This is a genomic window from Enterobacter cloacae complex sp. SHL012, from assembly GCF_049237505.1.
Lineage (GTDB): Bacteria > Pseudomonadota > Gammaproteobacteria > Enterobacterales > Enterobacteriaceae > Enterobacter > Enterobacter kobei.
On record NZ_JBMKIZ010000008.1, the window covers coordinates 1 to 23,255 of the forward strand.

General features: G+C 55.6%; 18 protein-coding genes and 1 rRNA gene. 15 read left to right on the forward strand and 4 right to left on the reverse strand.

Going from position 1 to position 23,255, the window contains the following annotated elements:
* From rrf to aceK, 5 genes are all read left to right on the forward strand, one after another.
* Positions 1-99, forward strand: a 5S ribosomal RNA gene (gene rrf, locus ACOTY9_RS19745); the annotation flags it as partial.
* Positions 100-275: 176 nt separating this feature from the next.
* Positions 276-1,205: a homoserine O-acetyltransferase MetA gene (gene metA, locus ACOTY9_RS19750; RefSeq protein WP_023331771.1), complete on the forward strand. Its 930-nt coding sequence runs from the start codon at positions 276-278 to the stop codon at positions 1,203-1,205.
* Positions 1,206-1,475: 270 nt separating this feature from the next.
* Complete coding sequence (gene aceB, locus ACOTY9_RS19755) at positions 1,476-3,077, forward strand: malate synthase A (protein WP_014882084.1); 1,602 nt, start codon at positions 1,476-1,478, stop codon at positions 3,075-3,077.
* Between the two features lie 31 nt (positions 3,078-3,108).
* On the forward strand, positions 3,109-4,413 hold the full coding sequence (gene aceA / locus ACOTY9_RS19760) for an isocitrate lyase (RefSeq protein ID WP_348566081.1): 1,305 nt from the start codon (positions 3,109-3,111) through the stop codon (positions 4,411-4,413).
* 51 nt (positions 4,414-4,464) lie between these two features.
* Entirely contained in the window at positions 4,465-6,216 is a 1,752-nt protein-coding gene (gene aceK / locus ACOTY9_RS19765) for a bifunctional isocitrate dehydrogenase kinase/phosphatase (RefSeq protein WP_058690161.1), read from the forward strand.
* A gap of 22 nt (positions 6,217-6,238) precedes the next feature.
* On the opposite strand, the gene iclR is transcribed toward aceK, so the two are convergent.
* A complete protein-coding gene (gene iclR / locus ACOTY9_RS19770) occupies positions 6,239-7,066 on the reverse strand; it encodes a glyoxylate bypass operon transcriptional repressor IclR (protein ID WP_014882087.1) in 828 nt (275 codons plus the stop codon).
* Between the two features lie 193 nt (positions 7,067-7,259).
* Here iclR and metH point away from each other — a divergent pair, with 193 nt between their 5' ends.
* The 5 genes from metH to rluF all read left to right on the forward strand — a co-directional run bounded on the left by metH (position 7,260) and on the right by rluF (position 14,324).
* On the forward strand, positions 7,260-10,943 hold the full coding sequence (metH, locus tag ACOTY9_RS19775) for a methionine synthase (protein WP_421637394.1): 3,684 nt from the start codon (positions 7,260-7,262) through the stop codon (positions 10,941-10,943).
* 116 nt (positions 10,944-11,059) lie between these two features.
* Positions 11,060-12,691 carry a Na/Pi cotransporter family protein gene (locus ACOTY9_RS19780; protein WP_014882089.1) on the forward strand — a complete coding sequence of 544 codons (1,632 nt, stop codon included), beginning with the start codon at positions 11,060-11,062 and terminating at the stop codon, positions 12,689-12,691.
* 95 nt (positions 12,692-12,786) lie between these two features.
* Positions 12,787-13,080, forward strand: coding sequence for a type II toxin-antitoxin system CcdA family antitoxin (locus ACOTY9_RS19785; RefSeq protein WP_014830260.1), 294 nt, complete (start codon positions 12,787-12,789; stop codon positions 13,078-13,080).
* On the forward strand, positions 13,080-13,397 hold the full coding sequence (locus ACOTY9_RS19790; protein WP_348566080.1) for a CcdB family protein: 318 nt from the start codon (positions 13,080-13,082) through the stop codon (positions 13,395-13,397). Before ACOTY9_RS19785 ends, ACOTY9_RS19790 begins: the two co-directional genes overlap by 1 nt.
* 54 nt (positions 13,398-13,451) lie before the next feature.
* Complete coding sequence (gene rluF, locus ACOTY9_RS19795; RefSeq protein ID WP_032637776.1) at positions 13,452-14,324, forward strand: 23S rRNA pseudouridine(2604) synthase RluF; 873 nt, start codon at positions 13,452-13,454, stop codon at positions 14,322-14,324.
* Here rluF and ACOTY9_RS19800 read toward each other — a convergent pair whose 3' ends face one another.
* The 3 genes from ACOTY9_RS19800 to lysC all read right to left on the reverse strand — a co-directional run bounded on the left by ACOTY9_RS19800 (position 14,325) and on the right by lysC (position 17,026).
* Positions 14,325-14,597, reverse strand: a complete 273-nt coding sequence (locus ACOTY9_RS19800; RefSeq protein ID WP_014882093.1) for a DUF3811 domain-containing protein — start codon at positions 14,595-14,597, stop codon at positions 14,325-14,327.
* Positions 14,598-14,638: 41 nt separating this feature from the next.
* The gene (gene panS, locus ACOTY9_RS19805) at positions 14,639-15,583 is read right to left on the reverse strand and encodes a ketopantoate/pantoate/pantothenate transporter PanS (RefSeq protein ID WP_045135510.1); all 945 of its coding nucleotides are present in this window, start codon (positions 15,581-15,583) and stop codon (positions 14,639-14,641) included.
* 93 nt (positions 15,584-15,676) lie between these two features.
* Entirely contained in the window at positions 15,677-17,026 is a 1,350-nt protein-coding gene (lysC, locus tag ACOTY9_RS19810; RefSeq protein WP_023331779.1) for a lysine-sensitive aspartokinase 3, read from the reverse strand.
* Positions 17,027-17,399: 373 nt separating this feature from the next.
* On the opposite strand from lysC, the gene pgi reads away from it, so the two are divergent.
* The 5 genes from pgi to ACOTY9_RS19835 all read left to right on the forward strand — a co-directional run bounded on the left by pgi (position 17,400) and on the right by ACOTY9_RS19835 (position 23,191).
* Positions 17,400-19,049: a glucose-6-phosphate isomerase gene (gene pgi / locus ACOTY9_RS19815; RefSeq protein WP_196347745.1), complete on the forward strand. Its 1,650-nt coding sequence runs from the start codon at positions 17,400-17,402 to the stop codon at positions 19,047-19,049.
* 367 nt (positions 19,050-19,416) lie between these two features.
* Positions 19,417-19,659 carry an exopolysaccharide production protein YjbE gene (gene yjbE, locus ACOTY9_RS19820; RefSeq protein WP_003860341.1) on the forward strand — a complete coding sequence of 81 codons (243 nt, stop codon included), beginning with the start codon at positions 19,417-19,419 and terminating at the stop codon, positions 19,657-19,659.
* Between the two features lie 63 nt (positions 19,660-19,722).
* Positions 19,723-20,361 carry a YjbF family lipoprotein gene (locus ACOTY9_RS19825; RefSeq protein WP_047028145.1) on the forward strand — a complete coding sequence of 213 codons (639 nt, stop codon included), beginning with the start codon at positions 19,723-19,725 and terminating at the stop codon, positions 20,359-20,361.
* A complete protein-coding gene (locus tag ACOTY9_RS19830; RefSeq protein WP_196347746.1) occupies positions 20,358-21,098 on the forward strand; it encodes a capsule biosynthesis GfcC D2 domain-containing protein in 741 nt (246 codons plus the stop codon). Before ACOTY9_RS19825 ends, ACOTY9_RS19830 begins: the two co-directional genes overlap by 4 nt.
* Entirely contained in the window at positions 21,095-23,191 is a 2,097-nt protein-coding gene (locus tag ACOTY9_RS19835) for a YjbH domain-containing protein (protein ID WP_014882099.1), read from the forward strand. The genes ACOTY9_RS19830 and ACOTY9_RS19835 overlap by 4 nt, the downstream gene beginning before the upstream one ends.
* Positions 23,192-23,255 lie beyond the last annotated feature (64 nt).

Genomic DNA, 23,255 nt, shown 5'->3' on the forward strand with positions numbered 1-23,255 from the left:
GGTGGTCCCACCTGACCCCATGCCGAACTCAGAAGTGAAACGCCGTAGCGCCGATGGTAGTGTGGGGTCTCCCCATGTGAGAGTAGGGAACTGCCAGGCATCAAATAGAAGAACCCCGTACCGTAAGGTGCGGGGTTTTTTGCTTTTGGGCTTTATTCCTCTCCTTGAAACTTTCTCACCTTCCTCTTGCAGACTCGACATTCAGGCCGGATCTCGGTATTGTTAGCTGTCTGGATGTCTAAACGTTTATACGTATGCTTTGAGGATTCAACGATATGCCGATTCGGGTGCAGGACGAGCTACCAGCCGTCAATTTCTTACGTGAAGAGAACGTCTTTGTGATGACGGCTTCACGCGCAACAGTTCAGGAAATTCGCCCGCTGAAGGTTCTTATTCTCAACCTGATGCCGAAAAAGATTGAAACAGAGAATCAGTTCCTGCGTCTGCTTTCAAACTCTCCGCTGCAGGTCGATATTCAGCTGCTGCGGATCGATGCGCGCGAGTCACGCAACACGCCTTCTGAGCACCTGAACAACTTTTACTGTAACTTCGATGACATTCAGGGGGAAAACTTCGACGGCCTGATTGTGACCGGCGCACCGCTCGGTCTGGTTGAATTTAACGATGTTGCCTACTGGCCGCAGATCAAACAGGTCCTGGAGTGGGCAAAAGATCACGTCACGTCCACCTTGTTTGTTTGTTGGGCGGTACAGGCGGCACTGAATATTCTTTATGGTATCCCTAAACAAACCCGCACTGAAAAGCTCTCCGGCGTATACGAACACCACATTCTTCATCCACATGCTCTGCTGACGCGCGGGTTTGATGATTCGTTTCTGGCGCCGCATTCGCGCTATGCCGATTTCCCGGCGCAGCTGATCCGTGATTACACCGATCTGGAGATCCTGGCCGAAACGGAAGAGGGGGATGCATACCTGTTTGCCAGCAAAGATAAGCGCATTGCCTTTGTAACCGGGCATCCTGAATACGATCCGCATACCCTCGCGTCAGAGTATTTCCGTGATGTCGAAGCGGGTCTTAATCCGGATGTGCCGTACAACTATTTCCCGAAAAACGATCCACAAAACAAACCGAGAGCAACCTGGCGCAGCCACGGGAATTTGCTTTTTACTAACTGGCTCAACTATTACGTCTACCAAATCACGCCATACGATCTGCGACACATGAATCCGACGCTAGAGTAATCTTCTGCATTAAACGATCCTAAAGCGTTTCAGCTGTTTGCATCAGGCACCTTCGGGTGCCTTTTTTATTTCCGAAATTCTACTCAACATTGAGAAAAACTTTAATTTCATACTGATCAAGGAGTTAACGTTATAAATAAAATAAAATGGAAATTGTTTTTGATTTTGGAAAAAATAGAGATAGTCTTAATTCTGCTGAGCGAAAACTACACAACGATCTTTCGTTCGCATCGGGGGCGTGATTTTAGATCTTTGATGAGGAACAGAGTAATGACTCAACAGGCAACGACGGTCGACGAACTGGCCTTTACCCAGCCGCATGGTGAACAAGAACAGCAAATATTGACGGCAGAGGCGGTCGAATTTCTGACTGAACTGGTGACCCGCTTTACGCCGCAGCGCAATAAGCTGCTGGCAGCACGCATTCACCAGCAGCAGGAAATTGACGATGGCAAGTTGCCTGGGTTTATTTCGGAAACCGCTTCCATTCGCCGTGGTGAGTGGAAAATTCGTGGTATTCCTGAAGATTTACAGGATCGCCGCGTTGAGATCACCGGTCCGGTAGAACGCAAAATGGTGATCAACGCCATGAACGCGAACGTTAAAGTCTTTATGGCTGATTTTGAAGACTCGCTGGCACCGGACTGGCGTAAGGTTATCGAGGGGCAAATCAACCTGCGCGACGCCGTGAACGGCACCATCAGCTATACCAACGAAGCCGGGAAAATCTATCAACTTAAACCGAATCCGGCGGTGCTGATCTGTCGCGTACGCGGTCTCCATCTGCCTGAAAAACACGTCACCTGGCGTGGGGAAGCCATTCCCGGCAGCCTGTTTGATTTCGCGCTCTATTTCTTCCACAACCACAAAAACCTGCTGGCAAAAGGCAGCGGCCCCTATTTCTATCTGCCAAAAACGCAGGCCTGGCAGGAAGCGGCGTGGTGGAGTGACGTGTTCAGTTATGCAGAAGATCGTTTCAACCTGCCACGTGGCACCATCAAAGCCACCCTGTTGATTGAAACGCTGCCTGCGGTTTTCCAGATGAACGAAATTCTGCATGCCCTGCGTGACCACATCGTCGGCCTGAACTGTGGGCGTTGGGACTATATCTTCAGCTATATCAAAACCCTGAAAAATTATCCCGATCGTGTACTGCCCGATCGTCAGGTCGTCACTATGGATAAGCCGTTCCTGAGCGCCTACTCGCGCCTGCTGATCAAAACCTGCCACAAGCGCGGTGCCTTTGCGATGGGCGGCATGGCGGCATTTATTCCGAGCAAAGACGCGGAGCGTAACAATCAGGTGCTCAACAAAGTGAAGGCCGATAAAGAGCTTGAAGCGCGTAACGGTCATGACGGAACGTGGATCGCCCATCCGGGCCTCGCAGACACGGCAATGGAGGTCTTTAACCGCGTACTCGGTGACAATAAAAATCAGCTCTTTGTTACGCGCGAAGAGGATGCGCCAACGGCTGAAGAACAGCTGCTGGCACCGTGTGCAGGTGAACGTACGGAAGAGGGCATGCGCGCCAACATTCGCGTTGCGGTGCAGTACATCGAAGCCTGGATCTCCGGCAACGGCTGCGTGCCGATCTACGGCCTGATGGAAGATGCCGCCACGGCGGAAATCTCCCGCACCTCTATCTGGCAATGGATCCATCATCAAAAAACGCTCAGCAACGGCAAGCCGGTCACCAAAGCCCTGTTCCGCCAGATGCTGGCCGAAGAAATGCGGGTGATCCAGGACGAGTTGGGCGAACACCGCTTCAGCAGCGGACGTTTTGACGATGCTGCACGCCTGATGGAACAAATCACCACCTCAGATGACTTAATCGACTTCCTGACCCTGCCGGGCTACCGCTTCCTGGCGTAACTCACCACATAACAATATGGAGCATCTGCACATGAAAACCCGTACCCAACAAATCGAAGAACTGAAGAAAGAATGGACACAACCGCGCTGGGAAGGCATTCGTCGTCCGTACAGCGCGGAAGAAGTGGTGAAATTACGCGGCTCGGTCAATCCGGAATGCACGCTGGCGCAAAATGGCGCGGCGAAAATGTGGAAGCTGCTGCACGGTGGTTCCAAAAAGGGTTATATCAATAGCCTCGGGGCGTTGACCGGCGGTCAGGCACTGCAGCAGGCGAAGGCCGGTATTGAGGCTGTCTATCTTTCCGGCTGGCAGGTTGCGGCGGATGCCAACCTGGCATCCAGTATGTATCCGGATCAGTCCCTCTATCCGGCGAACTCCGTGCCGTCGGTGGTTGATCGAATCAACAACACCTTCCGCCGTGCGGATCAGATCCAGTGGGCGGCAGGCATCGAACCCAACGATCCGCGCTTTATTGACTACTTCCTGCCGATCGTCGCGGATGCGGAAGCGGGTTTCGGCGGCGTGCTGAACGCGTTCGAGCTGATGAAATCAATGATTGAGGCCGGTGCAGCGGCCGTTCACTTCGAAGATCAGCTGGCATCAGTGAAGAAGTGCGGACACATGGGCGGTAAGGTGCTGGTTCCGACCCAGGAAGCGATTCAGAAACTGGTTGCCGCGCGTCTGGCGGCAGACGTGCTCGGCGTGCCGACGCTGGTCATTGCCCGTACCGATGCGGATGCGGCTGACCTGATCACCTCTGACTGCGATCTGTACGACAGCGAGTTTATTACCGGTGAGCGCACCAGCGAAGGGTTCTATCGTACCCATGCAGGCATCGAACAGGCGATCAGCCGTGGCCTGGCGTATGCCCCTTACGCCGACCTGGTCTGGTGTGAAACCTCCACGCCGGATCTGGCGCTGGCAAAACGTTTTGCCGATGCCATTCATGCGAAATATCCGGGCAAACTGCTGGCCTATAACTGCTCGCCGTCCTTCAACTGGCAGAAGAATCTGGATGATAAAACCATCGCCAGCTTCCAGCAGCAGCTTTCTGACATGGGCTACAAGTACCAGTTCATTACCCTGGCGGGTATCCACAGCATGTGGTTCAACATGTTCGACCTTGCACATGCTTATGCGCAGGGTGAAGGCATGAAGCACTACGTCGAGAAGGTTCAGCAGCCAGAATTCGCCGCCGGAAAAGAGGGTTATACCTTCGTTTCTCACCAGCAGGAAGTGGGTACGGGCTACTTCGACAACGTGACCACCATCATTCAGGGCGGTGCCTCCTCCGTCACCGCCTTAACGGGATCAACCGAAGAAGCACAGTTCTAATCGTTTCCCCCTCTCCCCCCTCGGGGAGAGGGTTGGGGTGAGGGGGAAGATATGTCGCGTGGCCTGGAATTACTGATTGCTCAAACTATTTTGCAGGGCTTCGATGCCCAGTATGGTCGTTTTCTTGAAGTGACATCCGGTGCGCAACAGCGCTTCGAACATGCAGACTGGCATGCGGTTCAGCAGGCCATGAAGCAGCGTATTCACCTTTATGACCACCACGTGGGTCTGGTGGTGGAGCAGTTGCGCTGTATTACCGATGGTAAAAGCCCGGATGCGGACTTTTTACTGCGCGTGAAAGAGCACTACACCCATTTATTACCTGACTATCCGCGCTTCGAGATTGCGGAGAGCTTTTTCAACTCCGTCTATTGCCGGTTATTTGACCACCGCTCATTATCTCCCGAGCGGTTATTTATCTTCAGCTCTCAGCCTGAACGACGATTTCGTGCTATCCCACGTCCGCTGGCGAAAGATTTCTTCCCGGAACGCGGGTGGGAGAAGCTTTTGCACCGTGTGCTAACCGATTTGCCGCTGCGTTTGCCCTGGGAGAATAAAACCCGGGATATAGGATATATCCACACCCACCTGCGCGAAACCTTCGGCGAGGCGTTGCTCGGCCGCAGCCACTTGCAGGTTGCCAACGAGCTTTTCTATCGCAATAAAGCCGCCTGGCTGGTAGGAAAACTGGTCACGCCATCGGCCATCGTACCGTTTCTGCTCCCCATCCATCGCACAGATGACGGGGAACTGTTTGTCGATACCTGCCTGACCACCAGCGCCGAGGCCAGCATTGTATTTGGCTTCGCCCGCTCCTATTTCATGGTGTACGCACCGTTGCCTGCCGCGCTGGTGGAATGGCTGCGGGAGATCCTGCCGGGCAAAACCACCGCCGAGCTGTATATGGCGATTGGCTGTCAGAAGCACGCTAAAACGGAAAGCTATCGGGAATACCTGCGTTATGTCACCACCGCAGATGAACAGTTTATCGAAGCGCCCGGCATTCGCGGCATGGTGATGCTGGTATTTACGCTTCCGGGGTTCGACCGCGTATTTAAGGTCATTAAAGACCGCTTCGCGCCGCAGAAAGAGATGACCGCCGCGCACGTCCGTGCCTGCTATCAGCTGGTCAAAGAGCATGACCGTGTCGGACGTATGGCGGATACTCAGGAATTCGAAAACTTTGTGCTGGATAAACAACAGATCGACCCGGCGCTGATGGCGCTTTTGCTCAAGGAAGCATCGGGGAAAATCACCGATCTTGGCGACAAAATCGTGATTAGCCATCTTTACATCGAGCGCCGCATGGTGCCGCTGAACATCTGGCTGGAGCAGTCCGAGGGTCAGGCGCTGCGCGATGCTATAGAAGAATACGGTAACGCGATTCGCCAGCTTGCCGCAGCCAATATTTTTCCGGGCGATATGCTGTTTAAAAACTTCGGCGTCACGCGCCACGGGCGAGTGGTGTTTTATGATTACGACGAGATTTGTTACATGACCGAAGTGAATTTCCGCGATATCCCGCCGCCTCGTTACCCGGAAGATGAACTGTCTGGTGAACCGTGGTACAGCGTTTCGCCGGGCGATGTCTTTCCCGAAGAGTTTCGCCACTGGCTGTGCGCCGACCCGCGCATCGGGCCGCTATTTGAAGAGATGCACGCCGACCTTTTTCGTGCCAGCTACTGGCGTGGGCTGCAAACGCGGATCAAAAACGGGCATGTGGAAGATGTGTACGCTTACCGCCGCAAGCAGCGGTTTTGCATCCGCTTTTCTCCCTCTCCCTGTGGGAGAGGGCCGGGGTGAGGGCATCAGGCCGCACTCAATTTTAACGAATCCCACCATACGCCAGCGTCACCTCTTTCGCCGCCTTAATCACCAGCGCACCTAACTCGGTAACGCGGTCGTCGGTCATGCGCGAAATCGGCCCGGAGATAGAGATGGCGGCAAACGGCTCGCGGTGCTCGTCAAAGATACAGGCCGCGATACAGCGCAGACCCAAAGCATGTTCTTCATCATCAAATGAATAGCCACGCTTGCGGGTTAACGCCAGATCCTCTTTCAGATGCACCGGCGAAACCAGCGTGGCATGGGTATAGGCGTGCAGCCCTTTACGATGCAGCAGCCCTGTCACCTGATCTTCGCTGAGCTGAGACAGAAACGCTTTTCCTGCCCCGGACGCGTGCATCGGCAGCTTACCGCCAATCGGCGCGGACATACGCATCAGCTGCGTGCACTGCACCTGATCGATAATGATTGCCTGATGATCGCTCTGATCAAGCACCGCCAGGTTTACCGTCTCGCCGGAATCTTCCATCAGCTTGCGCAGAATCGGATGGACAATCGCCAGCAGATTGCGGCTTTGCAGGAAGCTGCTGCCAACGATAAAGGCATGTGCGCCCACCGCCCAGTGTCCCAACTCGCCGACCTGGCGGACAAAGCCCAGCTGCTGCATAGTGGTCAGCAGGCGGTGCGTGGTGGAGTTCGGCAGGCCAGCCTGCTGGGCCAGCTCCGTCAGGGCCACGCTGCTGTGCGACTCGGCTATCCACTCCAGCAGCTTCAGACCGCGCGTGAGCGATTGTACCTGTCCGCTCGGTTGTGCTGCGGGGGTGGCAGCAGGTTTTCTGCCGCGTTTGGCGGGAACGGTCGCGACCATGACGATCTCCTTTTTCTGTATCGTGGAAATCATTTTCGTTTTATTTGGTGATTTTGCAACCGTTATCCTGACTGATCGGAGGAGTGATGGTGAACATGTCTCATGTTACCGCTGTGTGACTTTTCCACCCTGCGAGATTGTGCCAGTATGGAACGCAGCCTTTTGGCCTTGTTGAGCGTTGTCGGGAGCAAGTGTGAGCAGCAAAGTAGAGCAACTGCGTGCGCAGTTAAATGAACGAATTCTGGTGCTGGACGGCGGCATGGGCACGATGATCCAGGGCTATCGTCTGAGTGAAGACGATTTCCGCGGTGAACGCTTCGCTGACTGGCCTTGCGATCTGAAAGGTAACAACGACCTGCTGGTGCTCAGCAAGCCGTCCGTCATTAAGGATATCCACAATGCCTACTTCGAGGCAGGGGCGGATATCGTTGAAACCAACACCTTTAACTCGACAACCATCGCCATGGCGGATTACCAGATGGAATCCCTGTCGGCGGAGATCAACTTTGAGGCGGCTAAACTGGCTCGTGCCTGCGCAGATGAATGGACTGCCCGCACGCCGGACAAACCGCGATACGTTGCCGGGGTGCTTGGCCCAACCAACCGCACCGCATCAATCTCACCGGACGTCAACGACCCGGCATTTCGTAATATCACCTTTGACCAGCTGGTCGCTGCCTACCGTGAATCGACCAAAGCGCTGGTGGAAGGCGGTTCCGACCTGATCCTGATTGAAACGGTTTTCGACACCCTCAACGCCAAAGCCGCGATTTACGCGGTGAAAGAGGAGTTCGAGGCACTGGGCGTTGACCTGCCGATCATGATTTCCGGCACCATTACCGACGCCTCCGGCCGTACCCTGTCCGGCCAGACCACCGAAGCGTTTTATAACTCCCTGCGCCACGCGGAAGCGCTCTCCTTTGGCCTGAACTGTGCCCTGGGGCCAGATGAACTGCGCCAGTACGTGCAGGAGTTATCGCGCATCGCAGAGTGTTATGTCACCGCGCACCCGAACGCCGGTCTGCCCAATGCCTTTGGTGAATACGATCTGGATGCCGACACCATGGCGGCGCAAATCCGCGAGTGGGCTGAATCTGGCTTCCTGAACATTGTTGGCGGCTGCTGCGGCACCACGCCGGAACACATTGCCGCCATGAGCAACGCCGTGGCCGGGCTTCCGCCGCGTAAGCTGCCTGAGCTTCCCGTTGCCTGTCGTCTTTCTGGTCTCGAGCCGTTGACCATTGGCGACGACAGCCTGTTTGTGAACGTGGGGGAGCGGACTAACGTTACCGGTTCCGCGAAGTTCAAGCGCCTGATTAAAGAAGAGAAGTACAGCGAAGCGCTGGACGTCGCCCGCCAGCAGGTGGAAAGCGGCGCGCAGATTATTGATATCAACATGGACGAGGGGATGCTCGACGCCGAAGCGGCGATGGTGCGTTTCCTCAACCTGATTGCCGGCGAGCCGGACATTGCCCGCGTGCCGATCATGATCGACTCCTCCAAATGGGAAGTCATCGAAAAAGGGCTGAAGTGCATTCAGGGTAAAGGCATCGTCAACTCTATCTCGATGAAAGAGGGCGTTGATATCTTTATCCACCACGCGAAGATGGTCCGCCGCTACGGTGCTGCCGTGGTGGTCATGGCCTTCGACGAAGTGGGCCAGGCGGATACCCGCGAGCGTAAAATTGAGATATGCCGCCGCGCGTACAAGATTTTGACCGAAGAGGTGGGTTTCCCGCCGGAAGACATCATCTTCGACCCGAACATTTTCGCCGTCGCGACCGGGATTGAAGAGCATAACAACTATGCCCAGGACTTTATCGGCGCATGTGAAGACATTAAACGTGAATTGCCGCATGCGTTAATCTCCGGCGGCGTGTCGAACGTGTCGTTCTCGTTCCGCGGCAACGACCCGGTGCGTGAAGCGATCCACGCCGTGTTCCTCTACTACGCCATCCGCAACGGGATGGACATGGGGATCGTAAACGCCGGCCAGCTGGCGATTTACGATGACCTCCCTGCCGAGCTTCGCGACGCGGTAGAAGATGTCATCCTTAACCGTCGCGACGACGCCACCGAGCGCATGCTGGACCTCGCGGAGAAATACCGCGGCAGCAAAACGGATGAATCGGCCAACGTTCAGCAGGCCGAGTGGCGTTCCTGGGACGTGAAAAAGCGTCTGGAATATTCGCTGGTGAAAGGCATCACCGAGTTTATTGAGCAGGACACCGAAGAAGCGCGCCAGCAGGCAGCTCGCCCGATTGAGGTGATCGAAGGCCCGCTGATGGACGGCATGAACGTGGTCGGCGATTTGTTCGGCGAGGGAAAAATGTTCCTGCCGCAGGTGGTGAAATCTGCCCGCGTGATGAAGCAGGCCGTGGCCTATCTGGAGCCGTTTATCGAGGCCAGCAAAGAGAAAGGCTCCAGCAACGGCAAGATGGTCATCGCCACCGTGAAGGGCGACGTGCACGACATCGGCAAGAATATCGTCGGCGTGGTGCTGCAGTGCAATAACTACGAAATTATCGACCTCGGGGTAATGGTCCCGGCGGATAAAATCCTCAAAACCGCGCGTGAGGTGAATGCCGACCTGATTGGCCTTTCCGGGCTGATCACGCCGTCGCTGGACGAGATGGTCAACGTGGCGAAAGAGATGGAGCGTCAGGGCTTCACTATTCCGTTATTGATTGGCGGGGCAACCACGTCGAAAGCGCATACGGCGGTGAAAATCGAACAGAACTACAGCGGCCCGACGGTCTATGTGCAGAACGCCTCGCGCACCGTAGGCGTGGTGTCCGCGCTGCTCTCCGACACTCAGCGCGATGACTTCGTGGCGCGCACCCGCAAAGAGTACGAAACCGTCCGCATCCAGCACGGTCGTAAGAAACCGCGCACGCCGCCGGTTTCACTTCAGGCGGCGCGCGATAACGATCTGGCGTTTGACTGGTCGAGTTATACCCCGCCGGTTGCGCATCGTATGGGCGTGCAGGACGTCACCGCCAGCATCGAAACGCTGCGTAACTACATCGACTGGACGCCGTTCTTCATGACATGGTCGCTGGCGGGCAAATATCCGCGCATCCTCGAGGATGAGGTGGTAGGTGAAGAGGCGAAGCGGTTGTTTAAAGATGCCAATGACATGCTCGACAAGCTGAGTGCAGAGAAATCCCTCAATCCGCGCGGCGTGGTGGGGCTGTTCCCGGCGAACCGCGTGGGTGACGATGTGGAAATCTACCGCGATGAAACCCGCACGCATGTGCTGACCGTGAGCCATCACCTGCGTCAGCAAACGGAGAAAGTGGGCTTCGCCAACTACTGTCTGGCGGATTTCGTCGCACCGAAACTGAGTGGCAAAGCCGACTATATCGGCGCCTTTGCGGTAACCGGCGGCCTGGAAGAAGATGCGCTGGCGGAGGCATTCGAAGCGCAGCATGATGATTACAACAAAATCATGGTCAAAGCGATTGCCGACCGCCTGGCGGAAGCCTTCGCTGAGTATCTGCATGAGCGCGTACGTAAGGTGTACTGGGGCTACGCGGCCAATGAAAACCTCAGCAACGAGGAGCTGATCCGCGAAAACTACCAGGGCATTCGCCCGGCGCCGGGCTATCCGGCCTGCCCGGAGCACACCGAAAAAGGCACCATCTGGAAACTTCTCGATGTTGAGGCCCATACGGGGATGAAACTCACCGAGTCGTTTGCCATGTGGCCAGGTGCCTCTGTTTCCGGCTGGTATTTCAGCCACCCGGACAGCAAGTACTTTGCCGTGGCGCAGCTACAGCGCGATCAGATCGAAGATTACGCCCTGCGCAAAGGCATGAGCGTGTCAGAAGTCGAGCGCTGGCTGGCGCCTAATCTCGGCTACGACGCCGACTAAAATCACTTTTCCTTACAACAAACAGGGCGCTCATGGGGCGCCCTGTCTCTTTCTTACGTTTAAACCCTTATACTGAACCTAAGGAAAATGAATAACGATAAGGAGGAAAACCTTCCGTGCTGACCCTGTTACATCTGCTCTCCGCAGTCGCACTGCTCGTTTGGGGGACCCATATCGTCCGTACCGGCGTGATGCGCGTCTTTGGTGCTCGTTTACGCACCGTTCTCAGCAGCAGCGTTGAGAAGAAGCCGCTCGCCTTTTGTGCGGGGATAGGCGTCACGGCGCTGGTTCAGAGCAGTAATGCCACCACCCTGCTTGTCACCTCCTTTGTGGCACAGGATCTGGTGGCGCTCGCGCCGGCACTGGTGATCGTGCTGGGGGCCGACGTGGGTACCGCGCTGATGGCGCGTATTCTGACGTTCGATCTCTCCTGGCTGTCGCCGCTGCTGATTTTCATTGGCGTCATCTTCTTCCTCGGGCGCAAACAGACGCGTGCCGGGCAGCTTGGGCGCGTGGGGATTGGCCTGGGGTTGATCCTGCTGGCGCTGGAGCTGATTGTGCAGGCGGTCACCCCCATCACCGAGGCCAACGGCGTTCAGGTCATCTTCGCCTCTCTGACCGGTGACATCATGCTGGACGCGCTGATTGGCGCGGTGTTTGCCATCGTCAGCTATTCAAGCCTGGCAGCCGTATTGCTGACGGCCACGCTCACCGCTGCCGGGGCGATCTCCTTCCCGGTGGCGCTATGTCTGGTGATTGGTGCGAACCTGGGGTCTGGCCTGCTGGCAATGCTCAACAACAGTGCCGCCAACGCTGCGGCTCGCCGCGTGGCGCTCGGCAGCCTGCTGTTTAAGCTGGTGGGTAGCCTGATTATCCTGCCGTTTGTGCACCCGCTGGCGAACCTGATGGATAACCTCTCGCTGCCGAAAGCGGAGCTGGTGATCTATTTCCACGTTTTCTATAACCTGGTGCGCTGCCTGGCGATGGTGCCTTTTGCGGGGCCGATGGCCCGCTTTTGCGAACGACTCATTCAGGATGAACCGGAGCTGGATGCGCGCCTGAAACCGAAGCATCTGGATACCTCCGCGCTGGATACCCCGGCGCTGGCGCTGGCGAATGCCGCCCGCGAGACGCTACGGATGGGTGATGCGATGGAAACCATGCTCGAAGGGCTGCAGAAGGTGATGCACGGCGAACCGCGCGAAGAGAAAGAGTTGCGCAGGCTGGCGGACGATATCAACGTGCTTTATACCGCCATTAAGCTCTATCTGGCGCGTATTCCGCAGGATGAACTGGCGGAAGAGGAGTCTCGCCGCTGGGCAGAAATCATCGAGATGTCGCTCAACCTGGAGCAAGCCTCCGATATCGTGGAGCGTATGGGGAGTGAGATTGCAGATAAGTCACTGGCAGCACGTCGGGCATTCTCCATTGAGGGCCTGAAGGAGCTGGAGGCGCTCCACGAACAGCTGTTGAGCAACCTGAAGCTGGCGATGCTGGTCTTCTTCTCCAGCGACGTGCCGAGCGCGCGCCGCCTGCGTCGTAACAAGCATCGCTTCCGCATCCTCAACCGTCGCTACTCGCACGCCCACGTTGAGCGTCTTCACCAGCAAAACGTGCAGAGTATCGAGACCAGCTCCCTGCACCTGGGGCTGCTGGGGGACATGAAGCGTCTTAACTCGTTGTTCTGCGCGGTGGCCTATAGCGTGATGGAACAGCCGGATGAAGATGACGAGCGGGACGAGTATTAATCTCTGAAAGCGCCTCGCAAAACCGTTTTGCGAGGCGTGACACCTTATGAAGCGCCATTTACGCTGCAGACCTTACATTTTTAAGGGAATAGAAAATGCTCGTTTATTACGCTACACTTCGCCAATTCATGCGCATACCGATGGGGGTTCTCATGCGCACTACTCATGGCATCAAAAAATCAGTCAATGTGTCGTTAGCACCAGAAATCCTTGAAGAGGCGCGACGGCTTAAACTTAATCTCTCTGCTGTACTTACGGCTGCATTACAGGAGCAGTTTCGTGCGCATCAGCGTGCAGAGTGGTTAGCAGAAAATAAAGCGTCTATCGAGGCTATTAACCAGTGGGTTGATGAAAACGGCTCCTTTAGTGACTTTCAGAGGTCGTTCTGATGGAGCAATATTTTGCTTATGAGAATGAAGGTAAGGGGAAAACTGCCTATCCCTGGCTAATCAATATGCAGCATCCCGTGGCCAATGTGATGAAGCATGTTCTGGTCGCCCCCGCAGTTGAGCTTAGCCACCTGGGAGGCATTCAGCCGCCTGCGAAAGTGTGCCCTGTCGTTGAGATAGCGGGTAAGCCCTGCGTGGTTATGATGCACATGATGGCAGGCATATCGCCAAAAGAGTTAGGCGAGCGTGTCGCCAATCTTACTCAAGACCGGGCCTCATTGCGGGATGCACTCGATTTTTTGATCAACGGTTACTAACACTTTTTTGTCAGCCGCAAGGTAAGGTATATTTCGCCCTTCACAGGAGAAACTATGCTGCCAACTCAATCAACCCGATTAAACAAATACATTAGCGAGAGCGGGATCTGCTCACGTCGCGAGGCTGACCGTTACATTGAACAAGGTAACGTGTTTCTTAACGGCAAACGCGCCACCATCGGCGATCAGGTGGTGCCTGGCGACGTGGTCAAAGTGAATGGTCAGGTCATCGAACCGCGTGATGCAGAAGACCTGGTGTTTATCGCGTTGAATAAACCGGTTGGGATTGTCAGCACCACGGAAGACGGTGAGCGAGACAACATCGTTGATTTCGTGAACCATAGCAGCCGCATTTTCCCGATTGGCCGTCTGGATAAAGATTCGCAGGGGCTGATTTTCCTCACCAACCATGGCGATCTGGTGAACAAAATCCTGCGAGCCGGTAACGACCATGAGAAAGAGTACATCGTTACGGTAAACAAACTGGTAACGGACGAGTTTATCCGCGGGATGAGCGCAGGCGTGCCGATCCTGGGCACGGTGACGAAGAAGTGTAAGGTCAAGAAAGAAGCGCCTTTCGCGTTCCGTATTACTCTGGTACAGGGCCTAAACCGCCAGATCCGCCGCATGTGCGAGTACTTCGGTTATGAAGTGACGAAGCTTGAACGTACGCGCATCATGAACGTTAGCCTGTCCGGGATCCCGCTGGGCGAGTGGCGTGACTTAACTGATGACGAGCTGATTGAGCTGTTCAGGCTTATCGAAAACTCGTCGTCAGAAGCGAAGCCGAAGGCTAAGGCGAAGCCGAAAACCCAGGCGATTAAACGCCCGGTGGTGAAGGCGCCGCAGGCGGAAGAGAAAGGGCGAGGCAAGCCGGGTAACGGTAAGCGATTTACCCAGCCGGGTCGTAAAAAGAAAGGGCGCTGATTAGCGCCTTCCACGGGTTGACGTGCTGGCGGACCAGGAGAAGGTCGCCTCTGCATCCGGTTTATAAGCCTGCTCTTTTTTCAGTTTGCGGGCTTTCTTCGCCGCGGCGTCACGTTCCGCCATCAGCTTGTCGATGTACTCTTTTTTCACCTGATTGGTTTCGGCGTTCGTCAGCGTGCGGCCATGTGCAATGCGGGCGCGGTCGAGAAGCGTTTTCAGTTCGCGCTGCTCGGCTTCCGTCATGTCTTTCTGGGTCAAACGTGGTGTAGCCATTGCTGAAGCCTCCTGAGGGGGAGGCTTCAGTGTAAAGCAATTCAATCCTGTTTCACCGCTTCTTTTTTCGTTTGTGCATTAATCGGTTTGCCGGACCAGTAGCCCGCCAGCAGCGAACCTGAAAGATTGTGCCACACCGAGAACAGGGCACCCGGCAGGGCCGCCAGCGGCGAGAAGTAAATTTTGCCAAGCGCCGCCGCCAGACCGGAGTTCTGCATCCCTACTTCAATCGCCAGCGTGCGGCAGGTGGATTCGTCGAAACCAAACAGCTTCCCGCCCCAGTATCCTCCCAGCAGGCCGATGGTGTTATGCAGCACGACTGCGACGATCACCACAAAACCGACGGAAGCAATGTGCGAGGCAGAACCCGCCACCACGGCGCTGATGATGGCCAGAATGCAGACCATCGAAAACGCAGGCAGGTAGGGCTCAACGGCTTTCACCACGCGCGGGAACAGATGGTGAATGACCAGCCCCAGGGCAATCGGGATCACCACAATCTGCAGAATGCTGAGCAGCATCCCCATCACGTCCACCTGAATATGCGCGTCCACGTACAGGCGGGTTAACAGCGGCGTGGCAATCACGCCCACCAGCGTGGAAACGGATGAAATGGTAACGGAGAGGGCTACATCCCCTTTCGCCAGATAGATCATGACGTTAGACGCCGTGCCGCTGGCGACGCTGCCCACCAGCACCATTCCGGCAGAGAGATCCGGCGGCATCTTAAAGGCCATCGCCAGCAGCCATGCCGCGAGCGGCATCACCAGGTAATGCAGGAAGATACCCGCAGCAACCGGAGCCGGGCGCGACAGCACGCGTTTGAAATCGTCGATTTTTAAATGCACGCCCATGCCGAACATAATCAGCATCAGCAGCGTGGCGACCCACGGACCAATACCGGTGAACGTGGCGGGCGTGTAATACGCGAGTACAGAGAGCAGCAGCGCCCATAAGGGGAACAGCCGGGTGATAACGGATAACATAGTGAATTCCTTTCAGTATTGTCGTGTTGTTTTGTTATGAAAAAGCCGGGTCTGTGCCCGGCTTATCGATATTGTTTAACGTGCTAACGAATTTTATTCAAACAAATTCTGATGAAGTTTCTGCACGACCTGCTCAGCCTGATCGGCAGGGACCAGGAAACAAAGGTTGTAGCTGGAGGCACCGTAGCAAATCATGCGGATGTTGAACGGGTCGAGCACACCAAACACCTCTTTGCCCACGCCGCAGGCGCGCGACAGCTTGTTGCCAATGATGGCCACCAGCGCCAGGTTTTCTTCCACTTCCACGCGGCACAGCTCGGACAACTCAATCAGCAGCGACTGCGTCAGCAGGGTATCGCCGGTGGAGGTCGAGCCGGTAGTGTCCAGCGTCAGCGCAATGCTCACTTCGGAGGTGGTGATGAGGTCTACGGAGATATTGTGACGCGCCAGAATGCCAAACACCTCTGCCAGGAAACCGCGGGAGTGGAGCATATTGTGGCTATGCAGCGTCACCAGCGTCTGGCGACGGCGCAGGGCCAGCGCACGGAACAGCGGTGGGTTTTCCGTTTTCTTGCAAACCAGCGTGCCGCCCGCTTTAGGATCTTTACTGGAGCCCACGAAGACCGGAATATCGCTGCGCACGGCAGGCAGCAGCGTTGCCGGGTGTAGCACCTTCGCGCCGAAGGTGGCCATTTCCGCCGCTTCTTCAAACGCGATCACATCAATACGTTTCGCCGCGGAAACCACGCGCGGGTCGGTGGTGTAGATACCCGGCACGTCAGTCCAGATATCCACACGGGTGGCATGCAGAGCTTCACCCAGCAGAGCCGCGGTATAGTCGCTGCCGCCACGGCCCAGCGTCGTCGTGCGACCTTTGGCTTCGCTGCCGATAAAGCCCTGGGTGACCACCATGCCTTCAGCCAGGCGCGGTGCCAGTTGCTGGTTGGTGAGCTCAGCCAGCATCTCAACGTCCGGTTCAGCGCGGCCAAAACGGTCACTGGTGCGCATCACTTTACGCACGTCAAACCACTGCGCCTGAACGTTACGTTCGCGCATGATTTCAACAAACAGCAGGGTAGACATCAATTCACCGTGGCTGACCAGTTCATCGGTCAGGGCGGTGGAGGTGGCCAGAGACGCTGCTTCTGCCAGGGTAGTGATATTTTCCAGCAGGCGTTCCACTTCTTCGCGGATCACGTTTGGATTCTGCAGACGCTCAAGGATGTCGAACTGAATTTTGCGCAGTGCATCCAGCTTCACGAAACGTTCTGTCGCTTCCAGTCCTTCAGACAGAGAAACCAGCAGGTTCGTCACGCCAGCGGATGCGGAGAGCACCACCAGGCGGGTATTCGGATCGGCCAGCACCACATCGGCGCTGCGGTTCATGGCATCGTAGTCGGCCACACTGGTGCCGCCAAACTTGGCGACCACAAAACTCGTCATAACAACCTCGTGTCAGGGAATGAATAAGCGACCTTGGCACAAGAGTGAAACGAAAACAGGTGCAGGCGCAAAATACGGCCCTATAAATAAAATGCGGGGGAGGTCCTGTCAATGCTGGGATTATGCGGATTTTTTATGGGGGGGTACCCCTGAGAAACAGGACTTATAACAGGGCCATATTTTATGCTCCGTTTTACCCCCTTTTGACCGACAATTCGCCGCCCGGGAGGGCACTTCAGCAGCTATACTTTTCGGGTCTTTTCACCTGTGTTTGATGCAGGCCAGGGCAATGGCATAAAAACCATCACAATTTTTATTTGCAGGCGCTACAATCGACCGCAGTCACAATTCTCAAATCAGAAGAGTATTGCTAATGAAAAACATCAACCCAACGCAGACCGCTGCCTGGCAGGCACTCCAGAAACATTTTGATGCAATGAAAGACGTCACCATCGCGGATCTGTTCGCGAAAGATGCCGATCGTTTCGCTAAGTTCTCCGCGACCTTCGACGACCTGATGCTGGTGGATTTTTCCAAAAACCGCATTACCGAAGAGACGCTGGCAAAGCTGCAGGATCTGGCAAAAGAGACTCAGCTTGCCGACGCTATCAAGTCCATGTTCTCCGGCGAGAAAATCAACCGCACCGAAGACCGTGCTGTGCTGCACGTGGCCCTGCGTAACCGTAGCAATACGCCAATCATCGTTGACGGCAAAGATGTTATGCCGGAAGTGAACGCGGTGCTGGAAAAGATGAAAGCTTTCTCCGAAGCGATCATCTCCGGTAGCTGGAAAGGCTATACCGGTAAAGCGATCACCGACGTGGTAAACATCGGCATCGGCGGTTCTGATCTGGGTCCGTTCATGGTGACCGAAGCGCTGCGTCCGTACAAAAACCACCTCAACATGCATTTCGTGTCTAACGTCGATGGTACTCACATCGCGGAAGTGCTGAAGAACGTGAACCCGGAAACCACCCTGTTCCTGGTGGCGTCTAAAACCTTCACCACCCAGGAAACCATGACCAACGCCCACAGCGCGCGTGACTGGTTCCTGAAAACCGCGGGCGACAACAAGCACGTGGCGAAACACTTTGCGGCGCTGTCCACCAATGGTAAAGCGGTTGGCGAGTTCGGTATCGACACCGCGAACATGTTCGAGTTCTGGGACTGGGTTGGCGGCCGTTACTCTCTGTGGTCTGCCATCGGTTTGTCCATCATTCTGTCCGTAGGCTTCGATAACTTCGTAGAACTGCTCTCCGGCGCGCACGCGATGGATAAACACTTCTCCACCACCGCACCTGAGAAAAACCTGCCGGTGCTGCTGGCGCTGATTGGTATCTGGTACAACAACTTCTTTGGCGCTGAAACCGAAGCGATCCTGCCGTACGACCAGTACATGCACCGCTTTGCGGCCTACTTCCAGCAGGGCAATATGGAATCCAACGGTAAGTACGTTGACCGTAACGGCAACGCGGTGGATTACCAGACGGGTCCAATCATCTGGGGTGAGCCGGGCACTAACGGCCAGCACGCCTTCTACCAGCTGATCCACCAGGGAACCAAAATGGTACCGTGCGATTTCATCGCCCCGGCTATTACCCATAACCCGCTGTCTGACCACCATCCAAAACTGCTGTCTAACTTCTTCGCCCAGACTGAAGCGCTGGCGTTCGGTAAATCCCGCGAGGTGGTTGAGCAGGAGTATCGCGATCAGGGTAAAGATCCGGCCACGCTGGACCACGTTGTGCCGTTCAAAGTGTTCGAAGGCAACCGCCCAACCAACTCCATCCTGCTGCGTGAAATCACCCCGTTCAGCCTGGGTGCGCTGATTGCGCTGTACGAGCACAAGATCTTTACTCAGGGTGCCATCCTGAACATCTTCACCTTTGACCAGTGGGGCGTTGAACTGGGCAAACAGCTGGCAAACCGCATTCTGCCAGAGCTGGGTGACGATAAGGCGATCACCAGCCACGACAGCTCGACCAATGGTTTGATTAACCGCTATAAAGCCTGGCGCGCGTAATTAAAACATTATGAAAATGTGCCGGCGAAATGCCGGCATTTTTTTATCGGATAATTCCTGATGTCTGTTAGTTAACTCAAATTCTGGATGTGAGTTTAATCCGAAAAAGACGGTTAACCCGTTAATTGCTGCGGTTTATTTTAAGAAAATACGTAGAAGTAAGATAATGGGCTTATATTATAAATTATTGATTTTTAGTGATTATATATTTTAATTATTTGCTTTTCATTTCGATTTTATCCATTAGTCCGAAAACCCATTCCCTATTTCCCCTCACGGTAATCCCGCTGCTTTAGTTGTGTATACTCGATTCCGCCTGAATTTCTTTTCGGGCAAATCTCCATTCATTCATTGAAGGGAAATTGTTATGAAGAAAGTACTGTATGGCATTTTTGCCATATCTGCACTTGCGGCGACATCTGTCTATGCAGCTCCGGTCCAGGTCGGGGAAGCAGCAGGGTCGGCAGCGACGTCTGCGTCTGCGGGAAGCTCTACCGCAGCCAGCACCAGCGCCGTAAGTTCAGCCGTGGGTGTCGCGCTGGCGGCAACCGGTGGCGGTGATGGCTCCAATACCGGAACCACGACCACTACGACAACCAGCACCCAGTAAGACCGGGTGTTTTAATCATAACCACACTTCGGTGTGGTTATTTCGCCCCTTCGGAGAAGAGTCGTGAAGCGACCTGCAATCATTCTGATTTGCCTGCTGTTGCAGGCGTGCTCAGCCACCACCAAAGGGCTGGGTCATTCACTGTGGGACAGCCTGTTCGGTACGCCGGGCGTGCAATTGACCGATGACGAACTTCAGAACATGCCCTACGCCAGTCAGTACATGCAGCTTAATGATGGCCCGCAACTGTTTGTGGTGCTCGCTTTCGATGAAAACGGGCAGCAGAAATGGGTGACGCAAGATCAGGCCACCATCGTGACGCAGCATGGCCGTATCGTGAAAACCCTGCTCGGGGGCGACAACCTGCTTGAGGTGAACAATATCGCGGCCGATCCGCTGATCAAGCCGAACCAGATTACCGACGGCGCTGGCTGGACGCGCACGATGGGCTGGACTGAACACAAGCAGGTGCGTTACGCCACGGCGCACTCCACCTTCCGCTGGGTTGGCACCGACAGTGTGAAAGTGGGGAGCGATGAAACCCAGGTACGCGTGCTGGATGAAGAGGTAACAACCGACCAGGCCACCTGGCATAACCGCTTCTGGATCGACGAGGAAGGGCAAATCCGTCAGTCCCTGCAGTATCTCGGTGCCGGTTTCTTCCCGGTGAAAACCACGCTGATCAAGGCCGCAAAATCATGAAAACAATTATCCGCGTTGCGCTAATTGCGAGCCTTGCAACCCCTGCGGCATGGTCTGCAGGAACGGTGAAGGTCTACACGGCGGACAACGAGAAACCCAAAACGTTAACCAACGCTGAACATCTGCTCGATCTCGTCGGGCAGCCGAGGCTTGCCAACAGCTGGTGGCCGGGGGCGGTGATCGGCGAGCGTCAGGCAACGATTAAGGCAGAGCAAGAACATCTTGCACTGCTTGCCCGTCTGACAGGTCTGGCGGCGCAGGAAGACGGTGACGATGCCGCAGCAATCAATAGCATTCGCCAGCAGCTTCAGGCGCTGAAGGTGACTGGCCGCCAGAAGGTGAATCTTGATCCCGATGAAGTGCGCGTCACGGAAAAGGGCAACCCAACCCTTGAAGGGGAGTACACCCTCTGGCTGCCCGTAAAACCGACGACGGTGACCGTGATGGGGCTTGTCAGCAGCCCGGGTAAAAAGCCCTTTACGCCAGGTCGCGACGTGGTGAGCTATCTCGACGAGCAAAGCCTGCTGAGCGGTGCCGATAACAGCTACGCCTGGGTCGTTTACCCTGACGGGCACACGCAAAAAGCGCCGATAGCTTACTGGAATAAACGCCATATCGAGCCCATGCCTGGCAGCATCATTTTTGTCGGTTTTGCCGACCATTTCTGGACGAAGGCATATGACGGGCTTAACGCCGATATCCTTCACTCCCTGACACAGCGGATACCGGAAGAATGAAAAAAACCTATCTCTACAGCATGCTGGCGCTCTGTGTAAGCGCCGCCTGTCATGCAGAAACGTATCCGGCACCCATTGGCCCGTCTCAGTCAGACTTCGGCGGCGTCGGTTTACTGCAAACGCCCACCGCGCGCATGGCGCGTGAAGGGGAAATCAGTCTGAACTACCGCGATAACGACCAGTACCGCTACTATTCCGCCTCGGTACAGCTTTTCCCGTGGCTTGAAACCACGCTGCGCTACACCGATGTGCGAACGAAACAGTACAGCAGCGTCGAGGCGTTCTCTGGCGACCAGACTTACAAAGATAAAGCCTTCGACCTCAAGCTGCGCCTGTGGGAAGAGAGCTACTGGATGCCGCAGGTGTCCGTGGGGGCCAAAGATATTGGCGGGACCGGCCTGTTTGATGCGGAATACATTGTGGCCAGCAAGGCCTGGGGGCCGTTCGACTTCTCGCTTGGCCTGGGATGGGGCTATCTCGGTACCAGCGGTAACGTCAAAAACCCGTTCTGCACCTACAGCGATAAATATTGCTACCGCGATAACAGTTACCAGAAAGCGGGTTCCATCAACGGCGACCAGATGTTCCATGGCCCGGCCTCGCTGTTCGGTGGCGTGGAATACCAGACCCCCTGGCAGCCATTGCGCCTGAAGCTGGAGTACGAAGGAAACGACTACTCGCAGGATTTCGCCGGGAAGATTGAGCAGAAGAGCAAGTTTAACGTCGGCGCCATTTATCGCGTCACCGACTGGGCCGACGTTAACCTCAGCTACGAGCGCGGTAATACCGTGATGTTTGGTTTCACGCTGCGCACCAACTTTAACGACATGCGGCCACACTACAATGATAACGCGCGGCCAGCCTACCAGCCGGAGCCGCAGGATGCGATTCTGCAGCACTCCGTGGTGGCAAATCAGCTGACGCTGCTGAAATACAATGCCGGTCTGGCGGATCCGAAGATTCAGACCAAGGGCGACACGCTTTACGTCACCGGCGAGCAGGTGAAATACCGCGACTCGCGGGAAGGGATCGAGCGCGCCAACCGGATCGTCATGAACGATCTCCCGGACGGGATCCGCACGATCCGCGTGACCGAGAACCGCCTGAACCTGCCGCAGGTGACGACGGAAACGGACGTTGCCAGCCTCAAGCGCCATCTCGAAGGCGAGCCGCTCGGGCATGAAACCGAGCTGGTGCAAAAACGCGTTGAGCCGGTCGTGCCAGACACCACCGAGCAAGGCTGGTATATCGACAAGTCGCGCTTTGATTTCCATATCGATCCGGTGCTGAACCAGTCCGTTGGCGGACCGGAAAACTTCTACATGTATCAGCTGGGCGCAATGGCGACGGCAGATCTGTGGGTCACCGACCATCTGCTGACTACCGGTAGCCTGTTCGGCAATATCGCCAACAACTACGACAAATTTAACTACACCAACCCGCCGAACGATTCAAAACTGCCGCGTGTAAGAACTCGCGTTCGTGAATACGTGCAGAACGATGTCTACGTGAATAACCTGCAGGCCAACTACTTCCAGTACTTCGGCAACGGTTTCTACGGCCAGGTGTACGGCGGATATCTGGAAACCATGTTCGGTGGCGCAGGGGCAGAGGTGCTTTACCGTCCTGTCGACAGCAACTGGGCATTTGGGATTGATGCTAACTACGTGAAACAGCGTGACTGGCGCAGCGCGCAGGACATGATGAAGTTCACCGACTACAGCGTCAAAACGGGCCATCTGACCGCCTACTGGACACCATCATTCGCACAGGACGTACTGGTGAAAGCCAGCGTCGGCCAGTATCTGGCGGGCGACAAGGGGGGCACGCTGGATATCTCCAAACACTTCGACAGCGGCGTCGTGGTGGGCGGTTATGCCACCATCACCAACGTCTCGCCGGACGAGTACGGGGAAGGGGACTTTACTAAAGGGGTCTATGTGTCCATTCCGCTGGATCTCTTCTCGTCAGGCCCAACCCGCAGCCGTGCGGCAGTGGGCTGGACACCGCTGACCCGCGACGGGGGCCAGCAGCTTGGGCGTAAGTTCCAGCTGTATGACATGACCAGCGATAAGAACGTAAACTTCCGCTGATGCTTGTTTGCCCGGTGGCGCTGCGCTTACCGGGCCTACGAGAGTGTTTTTGTAGGCCGGGCAA